This is a genomic window from Enterobacter cloacae complex sp. IR53030 (assembly GCF_049238365.1).
GTDB lineage: Bacteria > Pseudomonadota > Gammaproteobacteria > Enterobacterales > Enterobacteriaceae > Enterobacter > Enterobacter kobei.
This window is the reverse complement of record NZ_JBMKHA010000012.1, coordinates 70,375-86,185: the sequence shown is the minus strand read 5'-3', so window position 1 is coordinate 86,185 and position 15,811 is coordinate 70,375. Positions and strand designations below refer to the sequence as shown.

Genomic DNA, 15,811 nt, shown 5'->3' with positions numbered 1-15,811 from the left:
TGTTTTCTCCCTCTCCCCATGGGAGAGGGCCGGGGTGAGGGCATCAGGCCGCACAATCCAGCCCGCACAATCCAGGCCGCACTCCCCTCTTCCCCTGATTCACGAATACTTCTTCGTCCGCCGTGTCGGCGCCGTGTTCGCCGGATCGTCCGGCCAGACGTGTTTGGGATAGCGCCCTTTCATCTCTTTCTGCACGTCCCGGTAACTTCCCGCCCAGAACGCGCCCAGATCGCGGGTGATCTGCAGCGGACGCTGCGCAGGCGACAGCAGCTCAAGCACCAACGGCACACGCCCTTCTGCGATAGACGGTGTGGTGGCTTCACCAAACATCTCCTGCATCCGTACCGCCAGCGCCGGAGGATTATCCTCATGATAACGAATGGCAATCCGGCTCCCGGTGGGCACAGTGTAATGCCCAGGCAGCTCACTATCCAGACGTTGACGTAATGACCAGTCCAGTAAATTCTGTAACGCGGTCTTAACATCAAGCGCCTTGAGCGCACGCAAGGAGTGTACGCCGCTCATTTGCGGCAGTAGCCAGTGCTCAAGCGTAGCCAGCAGCGTCTCATCATCCACCGCTGGCCAGCCGTGTTCCGGCAGCCACTTCGCGGCGCAGTGCAGGCGTATACGATACTGTTCAGCTTCCGGCGTCCAGTTCAGTACGCTCAGCCCTTTTTCCCGGATGCCGTTCAGCATCGCCTGGTGTAACTCTTCTTCTGACGGCTTCGCCAGCGGTTTCGTCCCGAGCGTCAGTTTGCCAATCTGACTGCGGCGAAACGCCTTTAGCGTGCCCTGAGTCTCATCCCATTCCACGATATCGGACTGCTGCAGCAGCTGCGGACAAGCGCGGGTCAGCGCATCAATGTCTACGGCAAACGCCTGTAAAATACGTGCGTCAGGAGAGTGGCTCCCCTGAAGCAAAAGCGGGGCAATCAGCCATTCGTGACGCGTTAATGCATCATCGCTGTCCAGCATCGCCCCCATGCCGTTTGCCAGCTGATAGCGCCCGTCCAGCCCGCGGCGGCGGGCAATTCTGTCCGGGAAGGCCTCTGACAGCAGGGAGGCAATTTTATCGCTGTCAGGTGAACCGCCCCGGCTATTCAGGCGTTTGGCCAGCTGCTGCGCCCGCTGCTGCCAGTTCCCCTGATTACGCGAAAATGCCTGTCCCAGATCGCTAGTGCCACCGCGCGGCGGCTCCTCAAGGATAGCCGCCAGCCTTGCCGCCGTGGCAATTTCATCGTTCCCCTGCGCGGCCACCAGCATAGCAGCCAGACGCGGATCGTTACCCAGCGCCGCCATTTTCTGCCCGCGCGCCGTCAGACGCTCGCCTTCCAGCGCGCCAAGCTGAGTCAGCAGGCTGCGCGCCGCCGTGAGGTTAACCGCTGGCGGAGGGTTGAGCCATGTGAGCTGGGCAGGATCAGGACAGCCCCATTGCAGGAGATCCATCACCAGGCCAGACAAATCACTTTGTAAAATTTCTGGCGTGCTTTGCTGTGCGGCACGCTCAGCTTGCTCCGCGCTGGTCAAATGCAGACAAATGCCCGGCGCAAGACGCCCGGCACGGCCCGCACGCTGGATCATCGACGCCTGGCTGAGGCGCTGCGTGAGCAGCTTAGTCAGCCCGGTGCGCGGGTCAAAACTGGCCACCCTCTCCTGGGCGCTATCCACCACCAGGCGAATGCCTTCGATGGTCAAACTGGTTTCCGCGATATTGGTCGCCAGCACCACTTTGCGCTGCCCCGCCGGGGCGGGAAGGATCGCTTTACGCTGATCGGCCAGCGACAACGCGCCATAGAGCGGACACAGAATAATGTCGCTACTCACCCGTGATGCCAGTTGCTCCTGTACGCGCTGGATTTCTCCCACACCGGGTAAAAATAGCAGCAGCGACCCCGGCTCCTGACGAAGCAGTTCAGCCGTGGCGACAGCCACCGCTTCGTCAAAACGCTGATGGGCAGGTAGCGGCTGATAGCGCCGCTCCACCGGGAATGCACGACCTTCGGAGGCAATCACTGGGGCATCAGGCAGCGTCTGCTGCAGCCGCGCGTTATCCAGCGTCGCCGACATAATGAGCAGCCGGAGGTCGTCGCGCAGCCCCTGCTGGACGTCCAGCAACAGCGCCAGGGCCAGATCCGCCTGCAGGCTGCGTTCGTGGAATTCATCCAGGATCACCAGCCCCACGCCGGTCAGTTCCGGATCGTTTTGCAGCATGCGGGTGAGAATGCCCTCGGTAACCACTTCAAGGCGCGTGGACGGGCCAACGCAGGTTTCGGCACGCATCCGATAACCTACCGTTTCGCCTGGTTTTTCGTTCAGCAGTTCCGCCAGTCGCTGCGCCACGTTGCGTGCGGCGAGCCTGCGCGGCTCCAGCAGGATGATTTTTCCGGCAATCTTCCCTTCTTTGAGGATCTGTAGCGGCAGCCAGGTGGATTTGCCCGCCCCCGTAGGCGCGTTAAGCAAAACCTGCGGGGCGTGGTGTAAGGCAGCAAGAAGCTCGGGAAGGACGACGGCGACCGGCAATGAGGACACTAACAGCTCCAGAGGGTTAACATTAGTCGGCGTACATTGTAGCATCGGCGCATATCATTACCGAGTCCCCCGTATGTCTGAGTCAAAACGACTGTTTTTTGCCATTGAGCTGCCCGCCCCTGTTCAGCGGCAAATCGTTCGCTGGCGCGCTGAACATTTTCCACCGGAAGCAGGTCGGCCCGTTGCAGCCGCGAACCTGCATCTGACGCTGGCATTCCTGGGCGACGTAAGTGCCGGGAAACAGCGGGCGTTAGCCGCCATGGCCGGGCGGATTTCTCAGCCGCCGTTTACGCTGCACCTCGACGATGCAGGACAATGGCTACGTTCGCGCGTGGTCTGGCTGGGCACGCGCCAGCCACCGCGCGGATTATTGCAGCTGGCAAATATGCTACGTGCGCAGGCGGCGCGCAGCGGCTGTTATCAGAGCCCGCAGCCATTTCATCCGCATATCACGCTGCTGCGCGATGCCGGTCAGGCCGTTGCCCTCCCGGCCCCGGGTTTTCACTGGGCTTTCCCGGTCAATGCATTCGCGCTTTATGAATCTGTCTTTGCTCAAGGACGCACACGCTACGCGCCGCTACAGCGCTGGACGCTGGGCGACACGATGAAGGAATCCTGATGAAGTTTAGCCCTGCACTCCAGCCCGCCACGCTGATCCAACGCTACAAACGCTTCCTCGCCGACGTGGTGACACCTGAGGGGGAAACGCTCACTCTGCACTGCCCCAACACCGGAGCCATGACCGGTTGCGCCACGCCGGGTGACACGGTCTGGTATTCCACTTCAGAAAATACTAAACGCAAATATCCCCATACCTGGGAAATAACTGAGACACAAAGTGGGGCATTTATTTGCGTTAATACCCTGCGCGCCAATCAACTGGTTAAGGAAGCGCTGACCCATGGCACTATTCCCGAACTGGTGGGTTATGGTACGCATAAAAGTGAAGTGAAATATGGCGATGAAAGCAGCAGAATTGACTTCATGTTACAGGCGGAAGACAGGCCGGAGTGCTATATTGAAGTAAAATCAGTGACGTTAGCGGAACAGGAAAATGGCTACTTCCCGGATGCGGTTACGCTACGTGGACAGAAGCACCTGCGGGAGCTAATGAGTGTTGCGGCGGCGGGCAAACGCGCCGTACTGCTGTTTGCGGTACTGCATTCAGCCATTGAACGGTTCTCACCTGCCCGCCATATTGACCCTAAATACGCGCAATTGTTGAATGAGGCACAAAAGCAGGGGGTAGAGGTTTTCGCTTATAAGGCGGAACTTTCTGCCGATAATATGACTCTGAGATCCTCTCTTCCCATTGTCTTATAAGGGATTAGACGATTGATGATTATGTGTTCTGGCCGCGTGCGCAAATACGCTTTTCCTCACAGGCTTGTCAAGTGTTACGTTTAGATAATTGCCATACGGAAAAGCATCTGCTATTTATAGCGACCTGATTTTTCCCCCAACACGGGGATCGATAGTGCGTGTTAAGGAGAAGCAACATGCAAGAAGGGCAAAACCGTAAAACATCGTCCCTGAGTATTCTCGCCATCGCTGGGGTGGAGCCGTATCAAGAGAAACCGGGCGAAGAGTATATGAACGAAGCCCAGCTGTCGCACTTCAAGCGTATTCTTGAAGCATGGCGTAATCAACTCAGGGATGAAGTCGATCGCACCGTTACGCATATGCAGGATGAAGCTGCAAACTTCCCGGATCCGGTAGACCGTGCCGCTCAGGAAGAAGAGTTCAGCCTCGAACTGCGTAACCGTGACCGCGAACGCAAACTGATCAAAAAGATCGAGAAAACGCTGAAAAAAGTCGAAGACGAAGATTTTGGCTACTGCGAATCGTGCGGTGTTGAAATCGGTATTCGTCGCCTGGAAGCGCGTCCAACCGCCGATCTGTGCATCGACTGTAAAACGCTGGCCGAAATCCGCGAAAAACAGATGGCCGGTTAATACCAGCGCTGTTTACCCACTCCAAAGGCGGGAGTCTCTCCCGCCTTGTTAACGTTGATATGTCTGAATCACACTATATCGGGCGCTTCGCGCCATCTCCCTCCGGTGAATTACACTTCGGCTCATTAATTGCCGCGCTCGGCAGCTACCTGCAGGCTCGCGCCAGCCAGGGCAAATGGCTCGTCCGCATAGAAGATATTGACCCGCCGCGTGAAGTTCCCGGTGCTGCAGAGACCATACTGCGTCAGCTGGAACATTACGGCCTGCACTGGGACGGCGAGGTTCTCTGGCAATCAAAACGCCACGAGGCGTATCGGGAGCGTCTGGCCTGGCTCGCTGAGCAAGGGCTTTCCTACAACTGCACCTGCACCCGCGCGCGTATCCAGAGCGTTGGCGGCGTCTATGACGGGCACTGCCGTACGCTCAATCATCCCCCGGAGAACGCCGCCGTGCGCCTGCTGCAACGTGCGCCCGTCATCCGTTTCCACGATCTGCTCTCCGGAGAGATCCGTGCCGATGAACGTCTGGCGCGCGAAGATTTTATTATTCACCGTCGTGATGGTCTGTTTGCTTATAACCTGGCCGTGGTCGTCGACGACCATTTCCAGGGCGTCACGGAAATTGTGCGTGGGGCAGACCTGGTCGAACCTACCGTGCGGCAAATATCGCTGTATCAGCAGTTTGGCTGGAAGGTACCGGGTTATCTTCATCTGCCGCTGGCGGTCAATGCGCAGGGCATTAAACTGTCCAAGCAAAACCACGCCCCAGCCCTGCCAGACGGCGATCCGCGTCCTGTTTTGATCGACGCGCTGCGATTTCTCAACCAAAATGTAACCCACGAATGGCAGGATCTGCGTATTGACGAACTGCTGAAAATGGCCATCGCGCAATGGACGCTCACGGCGGTGCCAAAAATCCAGCATTCTCAAATGCGTTGCGCTGAGCTATGATTAGCCGCTTTTTTCATAACAAAACACACTACGAGGTGTACCATTTTTACCCGAGTCGCTAATTTTTGCCGTAAAGTGCTAAGCCGCGAAGAGAGCATGGCGAACGATGCTATTGCACAGCCACACATGTCGGTTATTCCGCGTGAGCAGCACACTATTTCCCGCAAAGATATCAGTGAAAATGCCCTCAAGGTGCTCTATCGTCTGAATAAAGCGGGCTACGAGGCCTATCTCGTTGGCGGTGGGGTGCGTGATTTACTGCTGGGCAAAAAACCAAAAGATTTCGACGTGACGACCAGCGCCACGCCTGAGCAGGTGCGCAAGTTATTCCGTAACTGTCGTCTTGTTGGCCGCCGTTTCCGTCTTGCTCACGTCATGTTTGGGCCAGAAATTATCGAAGTGGCGACCTTCCGCGGCCACCACGAAGCGGGCGCATCCGATCGCACGACCTCCCAGCGCGGCCAGAACGGTATGTTGCTGCGTGACAATATTTTCGGTTCTATCGAAGAAGATGCCCAGCGCCGCGACTTCACCATCAACAGCCTCTATTACAGCGTGGCGGATTTCACCGTGCGTGATTACGTGGGCGGTATGCAGGACCTGAAAGAGGGCCTGATCCGCCTGATCGGCACGCCAGAAACGCGTTATCGCGAAGATCCTGTGCGTATGTTGCGTGCCGTGCGTTTCGCCGCCAAGCTCAACATGCGCATCAGCCCGGAGACGGCAGAGCCGATCCCGCGTCTGGCGACGCTGATCAACGACGTGCCGCCTGCCCGTCTGTTTGAAGAAGCGCTGAAGCTATTGCAGGCTGGCTACGGGTTTGAAACCTACAAGCTGCTGCGCGAATACAACCTGTTCCAGCCGCTGTTCCCGACCATTACGCGCTACTTTACCGAAAACGGTGACAGCCCGATGGAGCGCATGATTGCGCAGGTGCTGAAAAATACCGACACCCGCATCCAGAATGACATGCGCGTGAACCCGGCATTCCTGTTTGCGGCGATGTTCTGGTATCCCCTGCTGGAAACCGCGCAAAGAATTACTCAGGAGAGCGGCCTGGCCTATTACGATGCCTTCGCGCTGGCCGCAAACGACGTGCTGGACGAAGGGTGCCGTACGCTGGCGATCCCGAAACGTATTACCACGCTGGTGCGCGACATCTGGCAGCTTCAGCTGCGCATGTCCCGTCGCCAGGGCAAACGCGCCTGGAAACTGATGGAACATCCAAAGTTCCGCGCCGCGTTCGATCTGCTGTCCCTGCGTGCGGAAATTGAACGCAATCAGGAGCTGCAGCGTCTGGCGCAGTGGTGGGCTGAATTCCAGGTTTCCGCTCCGCCGGAACAGAAGGATATGCTGACCGGGCTGGATGAAGAGCCCGCACCGCGTCGCCGTCATCGTCGTCCGCGCAAACGTGCGCCGCGTCGTGAAGGTTCAGCATGACACTCGCCTGTATCGCCATCGGCAGTAACTTAGCCTCTCCGCTGGAGCAGGTTAACGCTGCCGTAAAGGCGCTGGGCGAGATTCCGCAAAGCCGGATCGTCGCCGTCTCGTCGTTTTATCGTACCCCGCCGCTCGGCCCACAGGATCAGCCTGATTATCTGAACGCTGCCGTGTTGCTGGAAACAGCCCTTGATGCAGAAGCGCTGCTGGATAATACCCAGCGCATTGAGCTCCAGCAGGGCCGCGTGCGCAAAGCCGAACGCTGGGGACCGCGCACCCTCGATCTCGACATCATGCTGTTTGGCCAGGAGGTGATTCATACCGATCGCCTCACCGTACCGCATTATGATATGAAAAATCGCGGATTTATGCTCTGGCCGCTCTTTGAAGTCGCCCCCGATATCACCTTCCCGGACGGTACCTCGTTAAAGACCGTTCTGGACAACCTGAACGCGGAAAAACCCGCTCGCTGGTAAACCTCTCCCCCACCGGTTGGCCGCTAAATAATTGTGGTTAATCGGTTGCCTAAAATCATTGTTCCCCGGAATGTTACTGTTAGAATGCGCAAAGATTCGCTTTGGGCTATCAGGAAACAGTATGAAACCAACCACCATCTCCTTACTGCAGAAATGCAAACAGGAAAAAAAACGCTTCGCCACCATCACCGCGTATGACTACAGCTTCGCCAAACTGTTTGCCGAAGAGGGTATCAACGTCATGCTGGTCGGAGATTCGTTAGGGATGACGGTACAAGGACATGATTCCACCCTGCCGGTCACGGTTGAGGATATTGCTTACCATACCCGCGCCGTGCGCCGCGGTGCGCCAGCCTGCCTCCTGCTTTCCGATCTGCCGTTTATGGCCTATGCCACACCGGAGCAGGCATTCGAAAACGCGGCGGCGGTCATGCGGGCCGGGGCCAATATGGTCAAAATTGAAGGCGGAGCCTGGCTGGTGGATACGGTGAAGATGCTCACCGAACGCGCCGTGCCGGTGTGCGGCCATCTGGGCCTGACGCCGCAGTCCGTCAACATCTTTGGCGGCTACAAGGTGCAGGGCCGTGGCGATGCGGCACAGACGCTGTTTGATGATGCCCTGGCGCTGGAAGCTGCAGGCGCGCAATTGCTGGTGCTGGAGTGCGTGCCTGTTGAACTGGCGAAACGTATCACTGAAGCGCTGTCGATTCCGGTGATTGGTATTGGTGCTGGCAACGTGACCGACGGGCAAATTTTAGTGATGCACGACGCCTTTGGTATTACCGGCGGGCATATCCCGAAATTTGCGAAAAATTTCCTTACCGAAGCGGGCGACATGCGCGCCGCGGTCAGGCAGTATATTGCCGACGTTGAATCCGGTGTTTACCCGGGTGAAGAACACAGTTTCCATTAAGGAGTCTCGTTGTGCTAATCATTGAAACCCTGCCGCTGCTTCGCCAGCACATCCGTCGCGCGCGTCAGGAAGGTAAACGTATTGCACTGGTCCCGACCATGGGCAACCTGCATGACGGCCATATGAAGCTTGTCGACGAAGCAAGAGCCCGTGCAGATATCGTGGTGGTCAGTATCTTCGTAAACCCCATGCAGTTTGACCGCGCAGACGACCTGGCGCGCTACCCGCGAACCCTGCAGGAAGACTGCGAGAAGCTCAAAAAGCGTCAGGCGGACATTGTTTTCGCGCCGTCTCCGGCAGACGTTTATCCTCAGGGAACCGGCGAAGCAACCTACGTGGACGTTCCGGGAATTTCGACCATGCTGGAAGGCGCCAGCCGTCCGGGCCATTTCCGCGGCGTCTCCACCATCGTCAGCAAATTGTTTAACCTGGTGCAGCCGGATATCGCCTGCTTCGGCGAGAAAGATTTCCAGCAGCTGGCGCTGATCCGCAAAATGGTGGCGGACATGGGATATGATATTGAGATTGTGGGCGTGCCGATCGTGCGCGCTAAAGACGGGCTGGCGCTCAGCTCCCGCAATGGCTATTTGACCGCCGAGCAGCGTAAAATCGCCCCGGCGTTAAGCAAGGTCATGAACAGCATGGCAGATCAGCTTCTGGCGAAAGCATTAACCGCAGAAGAGATTATTGCTCTTGCGGAACAGGCGCTGAACGACAAAGGTCTCCGGGCTGACGATGTACAAATCCGCGATGCTGATACGCTGCTCGAACTTGCAGAGACAAGCAAACGTGCGGTAATTCTGGTGGCGGCATGGCTTGGCCAGGCTCGCCTGATTGACAACAAAGTGGTTGAGCTGGCGTAGTTTTTCTACCCGGAAGATGAAAGGTAAACGTAATGATTCGCAAAATGCTGCAAGGTAAGCTTCACCGTGTGAAAGTGACTCAGGCAGACCTGCACTATGAAGGCTCCTGCGCCATTGACCAGGATTTCCTCGACGCGGCGGGTATTCTTGAGAACGAAGCGATCGATATCTGGAACGTCAATAACGGCAAACGCTTCTCTACCTATGCAATTGCCGCCGAACGCGGGTCCAAAATCATCTCCGTCAACGGCGCGGCAGCACACTGCGCAGAGGTGGGCGATATCGTGATCATCGCCAGCTTCGTGATGATGTCTGACGAAGAAGCGCGTCGCTGGCAGCCCAGAGTAGCCTATTTTGAAGGCGATAACGAAATGAAGCGCACGGCAAAAGCTATTCCTGTTCAGGTCGCCTGATTTCTTTTCCCTGGACTCATTTTTATCCCATTCACTATCAAAATGAGTCCAGTCTTTTTTGTGCAAGCCACGATCAATTATAGCGCATTTAATAGGATTTAAATAAATAACCAAAGAAATCTCAGAGAATTATATTATATAATTCTCAAATCATAACTCCCACCCATTAAGAAAAACTTAAACCAACCTGCAGTTTTAATCACCCCCGTTGACTAGTCTTATCCTAAATAAATCTCTAGAATCCGCCACGAAATAACATTTCAGATTTTAAATCAATAGTTCCAAAAAAAAATTATTGATTTAAATGTTTTAACTTCAAAATATGGATATTGGTATGTCTTTTAAAAAAGTTAGCATGGGTATGGCAATTGCACTGGCTCTGAGCGCAGGTTCCGCAATTGCAGCTGTTCCAGGTGACACAGGTACGATAACTTTCCACGGCATGGTGTCTAACACCACTTGTAAAGTTTCCCTGGATCAGAAAATTGACCAGAGTGGTAACGATTTCGATGTCACCCTGGACACCGTATCTGTTGCTGATTTTGGCACCACTGCACTGGGTACTACCAGCACCCTGGGCCAGAAAAAATTCAACCTGGCGCTGACCGGTTGTGATACTGCTACCGTGGCTAAAGCATCTGCACAGTTCAACTCCTGGGCGGGTTCTACTTCTACCGAAGGCGGCCTGCTGGTTCCACCAGCAAACGCTCAGGGTTCTGCGAAGAACGTTAACCTCGTACTGAGCAACGATGGCAACACCAAAACCGATCTGGTGAAAATCGACCAGACTAACAACACTCAGCAGGCCACTGTTGATACAAGCGGCGCGGCTAAGCTGTACTACAAAGTAGCTTATACCCAGGGCCAGGGTTGGGATCAAACCACTAACCCAGTATCCGCCGGTACCGTGCAGGCACAAGTTGCCTTCACCATGAACTACGAATAAACCTCTTTGTTTTGCAGGTTTTAAATAATCCCCCGCTTCTGGGGGATTATTCTTATCATTCCAACAGGAAGTGGAAAAATTATGTTTAACGCATCCGTAATTAAAGGATTAAAGACCGCGCTGTTTACTGCTGTTTTATTTTCAGCATCACACGCCAGTGCCGATATTGTTATTTCTGGCACCCGCATTGTTTACCCTGAGTCATCAAAAGACGTCATCGTTAACCTGGATAACCGTGGTGCAAAACCTTTGCTGGTTCAGTCCTGGCTGGACGACGGTCGCGACGAAAAAAGCCCGGAAGAACTTAAGCTCCCGTTCGTGATCACCCCGCCAGTTTCACGTATCGACCCTAAGCAAGGTCAGTCTCTGCGTATTACCTACATGGGTCATTCGCTGCCAAAAGACCGCGAATCGTTGTTCTGGTTTAACGTATTAGAAATTCCGCCAAAACCTAAAAATGCCAACGCCGAAAATACAAACCAGCTTCAGCTGGCGTTCCGCACCCGCATTAAATTCTTCTTCCGTCCAGACGGACTGAAAGGCTCAGCGCTGGAAGCCGCCGACCATGTCACCTGGACCATGAAGAAAGACGGCAACGGCGTCAGCCTCGTCGCCCATAACGAGTCCCCGTACAACGTAGCGATTTCAATGGTCAAACTTAAGTCGGGCCAAAAGACCTATGAGGTAGCCCACCAGTCTGTTCTGCCTTTCAGCGAGAAAGCCATGCTGGTCAAAGGATTAACCACCACCACAACCGGCAAAGTGGCATACGAAACAATTAACGATAACGGTGGGGTCGACAACCACGAAACTACGTTGAAGTAATTTGCCACCCGACAACATAACAATAGATAGCATGAGCTCTGCGGATATGTTTATCCGCACTGATAAATGGATGTGCCATGGTGTTCCGACGTTCTCTTTTATGCCTTGCGATCGGCACGGCATTCCCCTTACATGTTTGTGCAGACAGTCACGCAGCTAATGACACCGCGCAGGAAAACGAAGATGCGGTCGAATTTAACGAACAGTTTCTTCTCTCAAGAAGCGCAAATATTGACGTAAGCCGCTTTGCGCATGGTAACCCGGTGGCGCCGGGTACGTACCGTACCAGGGTCAATTTAAACGGCACGTTAAAATCGACGGTTGACATTATCTTTAAAGATAACGGGACGCCGCGCGCGACACCTTGTATTACGAGGCTTTTGCTCTCTCAGTCCGGTGTGGATACCCGCGCACTCGGAGACGAGCTGGACGACGACGACAACGAGACCTGCATCGATGTAAAAAAATTCTATCCTGAAGCGTCGGTCAACTACGACAGTGCTAAGCAGGTGTTGAACCTCAACTTCCCGCAAATTTACGTGGTTAAGCGCCCGTTAGGCTATGTCGACCCGTCCCTTTGGGATAACGGCATTCCGGCGGCGCTTCTGTCTTACGATCTCAACGGCTGGCACAGCGAAAACAGCGGTTCAACCTCTGAAAGCGCCTATGCGGGCCTGCGCTATGGTCTCAACATGGGACCATGGCGCCTGCGATCGCGCGGCAGTCTGAACTGGGATAAAGACAACGGCACGCACTACAGCAGCCAGGATATTTATCTTCAGCGTGACATCACCTCTCTTGACGCGCAATGGGTACTCGGTGACTCCTTTACCAACGGAGAAGCCTTCGACTCCTTGAGCCTGCGCGGAACACGTCTGTATAGCGACGAACGTATGCTGCCAAACGGTTCGACGGGGTATGCACCGGTGATTCGCGGCGTGGCAAACAGCAATGCCAAAGTCAGCGTCACGCAGAGCGGCAATAAAATTTATGAGACCTCAGTGCCGCCGGGCGCGTTTGAGATCAACGATTTGAGCACCACGGGCTACGGTAACGATCTGCTGGTCACCATTGAAGAGGCGGACGGAAGCAAGCGCACGTTCACGGTGCCGTTCTCGTCCGTGACCCAGATGCTACGCCCTGGATCCTCACGCTGGGACGTTGGCATGGGTGAACTGAATGACGACTCGCTGATCGACAAGCCCCAGGTAGGCTACGGTACGCTCTACTACGGCCTCAACAATACCTTCACGGGTTATGCTGGCGCCCAGTACACCGACATGGACTTCTATGCAGGCATCCTCGGCCTGGCCATGAACACCCCCATCGGTGCTTTCGCGCTGGACATCACCCAGTCGCACGCGGATATCGAAGACCTGGGCACGCGCAGTGGGCAGAGTTATCGTCTGACATACAGTAAGCGCATTGAAGCCACGAACACCTCGTTCAACGTGGCGGCCTATCGCTTCTCTACCGAAGACTATCTGAGCCTGAACGATGCCGCGCAACTGCGTAACAGCATCAAACAGCAGAACTATGCCAACCGTAGCTATGAGTCAAATACGGCTCTTTACGATGACTACCAGCGTACTAAAAACCAGATCCAAATCAGCCTCAACCAGCCTCTGAGGGCGGCTGAAAAGGATTACGGTTCGCTGTACGTCAGCGGAACCTGGCAAGATTACTGGAACGGGGAAGGCTCTAACTCTAACTACAACGTGGGCTACAACAACAGCTTCGCCTACGGTAGCTATAGCCTGTCGTTACAGCGGACTTACGACCAGCGCGGTCAACAGGATGACAGCGTTTACCTCAGCCTGAGCGTGCCGCTGAGCGTCTTCTCGCAGGACAACTCGCGTTTAGCTGGGTTCTCGAACGTCAACATGGGCCTGCGTTCCGATCTTAAAGGCGGTACTAACTTCAACAGCTCCGCGAGTGGCAACACTCAGGATAACAAGGTCAGCTACTCCGTCAGTACGTCGTCCAGCAGCGGTAACTACGGCAACCTGAACCAAATCAGTGGTTATAGCTCGCTAAATAGCAGCTATGGTCCGCTCGGCGTTTCCGCCTCGTTTGGTGACGACAATAGCAAGCAGTTCTCCGCCTCTTACAGCGGCGGGATGGTCGCACACGCGGGCGGCATCGCCTTCGCACCGGGCAGCATTGGCGATAACGATGCCATCGCGGTAGTCAAGGCCAGCGGTGCGAAGGGCGCGGGTGTGGGCTACGGCGCAGGCACAATTGACGACTCCGGCTACGGCATTCTGCCGTATATGTCCGCGTATCGGGAAAACCGGGTTTCGCTGGATATCAGGACCCTCGAAAACGACGTTGAAGTGAAAAATACCACCACCACCACCGTACCGCGCAGCGGTTCTGTCGTGCTGGTGAATTTTGAAACCGACGAAGGACGTTCGGTCGTTCTTGAGCTTAAGCGTAACGATAACGGCTTTATTCCACTGGGCGCTGACGTGCTGAATGAAAAAAATGAATCGGTGGGTTCCGTGGGCCAGGCCGGTCAGGCCTATGTTCGCGGTATCGAGAACAGCGGCGTGCTCCGCGTGGTCTGGAGCGGTGACAAGGACGGCTCCTGCACAGTGCGCTATCAGCTGAAACCCGATTTAGAGAAAGCCGGGCTCATTACCCTCCTCAATAACCAAACATGTGAAATGTAATCCGGGAAATTAAGAGAAATCATATGAAAAAGATGCTTCTCAGCCTGTCTGTCATTGTCATGACAGCGCTGACGCTTTCAGGGACGGCACACAGTACCGATCTTACGGTTAACTTTACCGCCAACCTTCGTGAAACGACCTGTGATATGAAGCTGGTTGGCGGCTCAGGTTCCAATACCGAGCAGACGCTTAAAATCGGAGACTCACAGGGCAAAATCCGTCTCGACCAGGTGCAGGCCGGTACAGCGACAGCTGAATTCAAGCTGGCCATCGTTGAATGTCCGTCCTCGCTGAGCGACCTGAAAACCACGGTGAAGGGTACGCAGAACACCGATCTGTTAACGGGTGTAAGTAACTCGAAAACGACCGCCAGCGGCGGTGCAGATTATGCAGCCGTCACCATTGCCCGTGCATCCGACCCGGACGCACCGTTCACCATTAACTCGACCAACGATGCTCAGCGTCTGGTCTGGTCCGCGGCGGAAATCACCAGCAAGGAAATCCCCCTGGTGGCGACTCTGAAAGAAACCCAAACCGGCAAAATGACCACAGGCGATTTCGAAGCCATAGTGACGTTTGAATTCAGCTACGAATGATTTGTGCAGATAACGGAGCACTCAAATGAAATTTAACTCAACTTTACTCGCCCTGTCCGTTGCTGCCCTTTTCGCTACCGGCACGGCAAATGCAGCGATTACAGGCACCCCCAGCGCAAAGCTAACCGTCCAGTCAACCATCACCGCTGGCACCTGTACGGCGAAAATGACCAACAGCGCGGGCGCGGATGCCACTGAGGTGAACTTTGGTGATGTGTATAAAGCTGACCTGGAAAACAAAAGTCGCGTAGAACCGCTGAAGATCTCATTTACTGGCTGTGCAGGCGTGAAAAAAGCCATGGTGTCTGCGGCGTCCGGTACAGGCGGCTCATGCTCAGGTAATAACCTGGACGGTGACGCTTATGCCGCCGGCCAGAACACCGCCTTTGAGCTCTGGTCTGGCGCGGTGGATTCCGGCCTTCAACTGAACTGTAAAACACCCCCCGCAGCGCAGGCGGTTACCATCACCAGCGGCGTGGGTGAGTTCCCGATGAACTCCCGTATCGTGATCGCGAAGGATAAGACCATCGCTGATGTGGGTACAGGCTCGGTAACTGCGCCTGTGACCTTCACCGTAACCTATCAGTAATACAGGAATTGTCATGCAACAATTACCGATTCTCTTTCGCCAGCCCGGTCTTGTGTTGCTTGTCGGCCTGGCTGGTGGGCTTTTACCTGACGTAGGCCGGGCAAATTCAGGCCTGGATACGAACATTACCGCCAACATTGTTAATAGCAGTTGTAAGGTAACCGTTGATAATGGAGGAGAAATCTATCTCCCCACGGTTATACGTAGTTGGTTTTATAACGCTGATGGTAGCGATCGCTATGTTCCTGGAGATGATGCAGGCGGCACACCTTTTAAGATTCATGTCGATGACTGCTATGGTGAAAGCGGCAACCCTGCAAAGCTGAATTTCAGCTTCTCTCCTCAATCAGGATTCTGGCCGGGACAAAACCAGGTATTTAAAAGCGATGATACTGCTGCAGGAACGGCGAGAAACGTCGGCGTGGTGATTTTTTCCGGAAAAAATAAAGCCAACGTATTAAATAACGACGGAACGTCAAAAGTCGTTTACGACGTGAGTGGTGAGGGTTCTGCATATATAACGGATTATGAATTCTACGTCAGATATCAAAACACAGGCGTTGTTACTGGCGGGACGGTGACCAGCAAAATACGCGTTGACGTCACTTATGAATAATAACCAGAACAGGAAATGGATGAGA

General features: G+C 54.9%; 16 protein-coding genes. 15 read left to right on the top strand and 1 reads right to left on the bottom strand.

The genetic code is table 11. From position 1 onward, the window contains the following. Positions 1–99: 99 nt before the first annotated feature. Positions 100–2,529: an ATP-dependent helicase HrpB gene (gene hrpB, locus ACOTXR_RS13810; protein WP_058690747.1), complete on the bottom strand. Its 2,430-nt coding sequence runs from the start codon at positions 2,527–2,529 to the stop codon at positions 100–102. Positions 2,530–2,602: 73 nt separating this feature from the next. On the opposite strand from hrpB, the gene thpR reads away from it, so the two are divergent. From thpR to ACOTXR_RS13735, 15 genes are all read left to right on the top strand, one after another. Continuing rightward, positions 2,603–3,148, top strand: a complete 546-nt coding sequence (thpR, locus tag ACOTXR_RS13805) for an RNA 2',3'-cyclic phosphodiesterase (protein ID WP_058690746.1) — start codon at positions 2,603–2,605, stop codon at positions 3,146–3,148. Further along, the gene (sfsA, locus tag ACOTXR_RS13800; protein ID WP_014882604.1) at positions 3,148–3,852 is read left to right on the top strand and encodes a DNA/RNA nuclease SfsA; all 705 of its coding nucleotides are present in this window, start codon (positions 3,148–3,150) and stop codon (positions 3,850–3,852) included. Before thpR ends, sfsA begins: the two co-directional genes overlap by 1 nt. A gap of 176 nt (positions 3,853–4,028) precedes the next feature. Next, a complete protein-coding gene (gene dksA, locus ACOTXR_RS13795) occupies positions 4,029–4,484 on the top strand; it encodes an RNA polymerase-binding protein DksA (protein WP_001155232.1) in 456 nt (151 codons plus the stop codon). Between the two features lie 59 nt (positions 4,485–4,543). Then, positions 4,544–5,434, top strand: coding sequence for a tRNA glutamyl-Q(34) synthetase GluQRS (gene gluQRS / locus ACOTXR_RS13790; RefSeq protein ID WP_421767043.1), 891 nt, complete (start codon positions 4,544–4,546; stop codon positions 5,432–5,434). A 42-nt stretch (positions 5,435–5,476) separates the two neighbouring features. Beyond that, entirely contained in the window at positions 5,477–6,874 is a 1,398-nt protein-coding gene (gene pcnB / locus ACOTXR_RS13785; protein WP_072093610.1) for a polynucleotide adenylyltransferase PcnB, read from the top strand. Continuing rightward, entirely contained in the window at positions 6,871–7,350 is a 480-nt protein-coding gene (gene folK, locus ACOTXR_RS13780; protein WP_045134593.1) for a 2-amino-4-hydroxy-6-hydroxymethyldihydropteridine diphosphokinase, read from the top strand. The genes pcnB and folK overlap by 4 nt, the downstream gene beginning before the upstream one ends. Positions 7,351–7,471: 121 nt before the next feature. Continuing rightward, positions 7,472–8,263 (top strand): 3-methyl-2-oxobutanoate hydroxymethyltransferase, encoded by a 792-nt coding sequence (panB, locus tag ACOTXR_RS13775; RefSeq protein ID WP_014882600.1) that lies wholly within the window; start codon positions 7,472–7,474, stop codon positions 8,261–8,263. Positions 8,264–8,274: 11 nt separating this feature from the next. After that, the gene (panC, locus tag ACOTXR_RS13770) at positions 8,275–9,126 is read left to right on the top strand and encodes a pantoate--beta-alanine ligase (RefSeq protein WP_047344009.1); all 852 of its coding nucleotides are present in this window, start codon (positions 8,275–8,277) and stop codon (positions 9,124–9,126) included. Between the two features lie 32 nt (positions 9,127–9,158). Further along, entirely contained in the window at positions 9,159–9,539 is a 381-nt protein-coding gene (gene panD / locus ACOTXR_RS13765; protein ID WP_045134592.1) for an aspartate 1-decarboxylase, read from the top strand. A gap of 334 nt (positions 9,540–9,873) precedes the next feature. Continuing rightward, positions 9,874–10,485, top strand: coding sequence for a fimbrial protein (locus ACOTXR_RS13760; RefSeq protein ID WP_047344010.1), 612 nt, complete (start codon positions 9,874–9,876; stop codon positions 10,483–10,485). A gap of 81 nt (positions 10,486–10,566) precedes the next feature. Next, positions 10,567–11,310: a fimbrial chaperone gene (locus tag ACOTXR_RS13755; RefSeq protein ID WP_045269066.1), complete on the top strand. Its 744-nt coding sequence runs from the start codon at positions 10,567–10,569 to the stop codon at positions 11,308–11,310. 77 nt (positions 11,311–11,387) lie between these two features. After that, positions 11,388–13,985: an outer membrane usher protein gene (locus ACOTXR_RS13750; RefSeq protein ID WP_058690743.1), complete on the top strand. Its 2,598-nt coding sequence runs from the start codon at positions 11,388–11,390 to the stop codon at positions 13,983–13,985. Positions 13,986–14,008: 23 nt separating this feature from the next. Then, a complete protein-coding gene (locus ACOTXR_RS13745; protein ID WP_058690742.1) occupies positions 14,009–14,581 on the top strand; it encodes a fimbrial protein in 573 nt (190 codons plus the stop codon). 25 nt (positions 14,582–14,606) lie between these two features. Next, on the top strand, positions 14,607–15,170 hold the full coding sequence (locus ACOTXR_RS13740) for a fimbrial protein (RefSeq protein ID WP_058690741.1): 564 nt from the start codon (positions 14,607–14,609) through the stop codon (positions 15,168–15,170). 13 nt (positions 15,171–15,183) lie between these two features. Further along, a complete protein-coding gene (locus ACOTXR_RS13735) occupies positions 15,184–15,786 on the top strand; it encodes a fimbrial-like protein (RefSeq protein ID WP_014882592.1) in 603 nt (200 codons plus the stop codon). Positions 15,787–15,811: the final 25 nt, after the last annotated feature.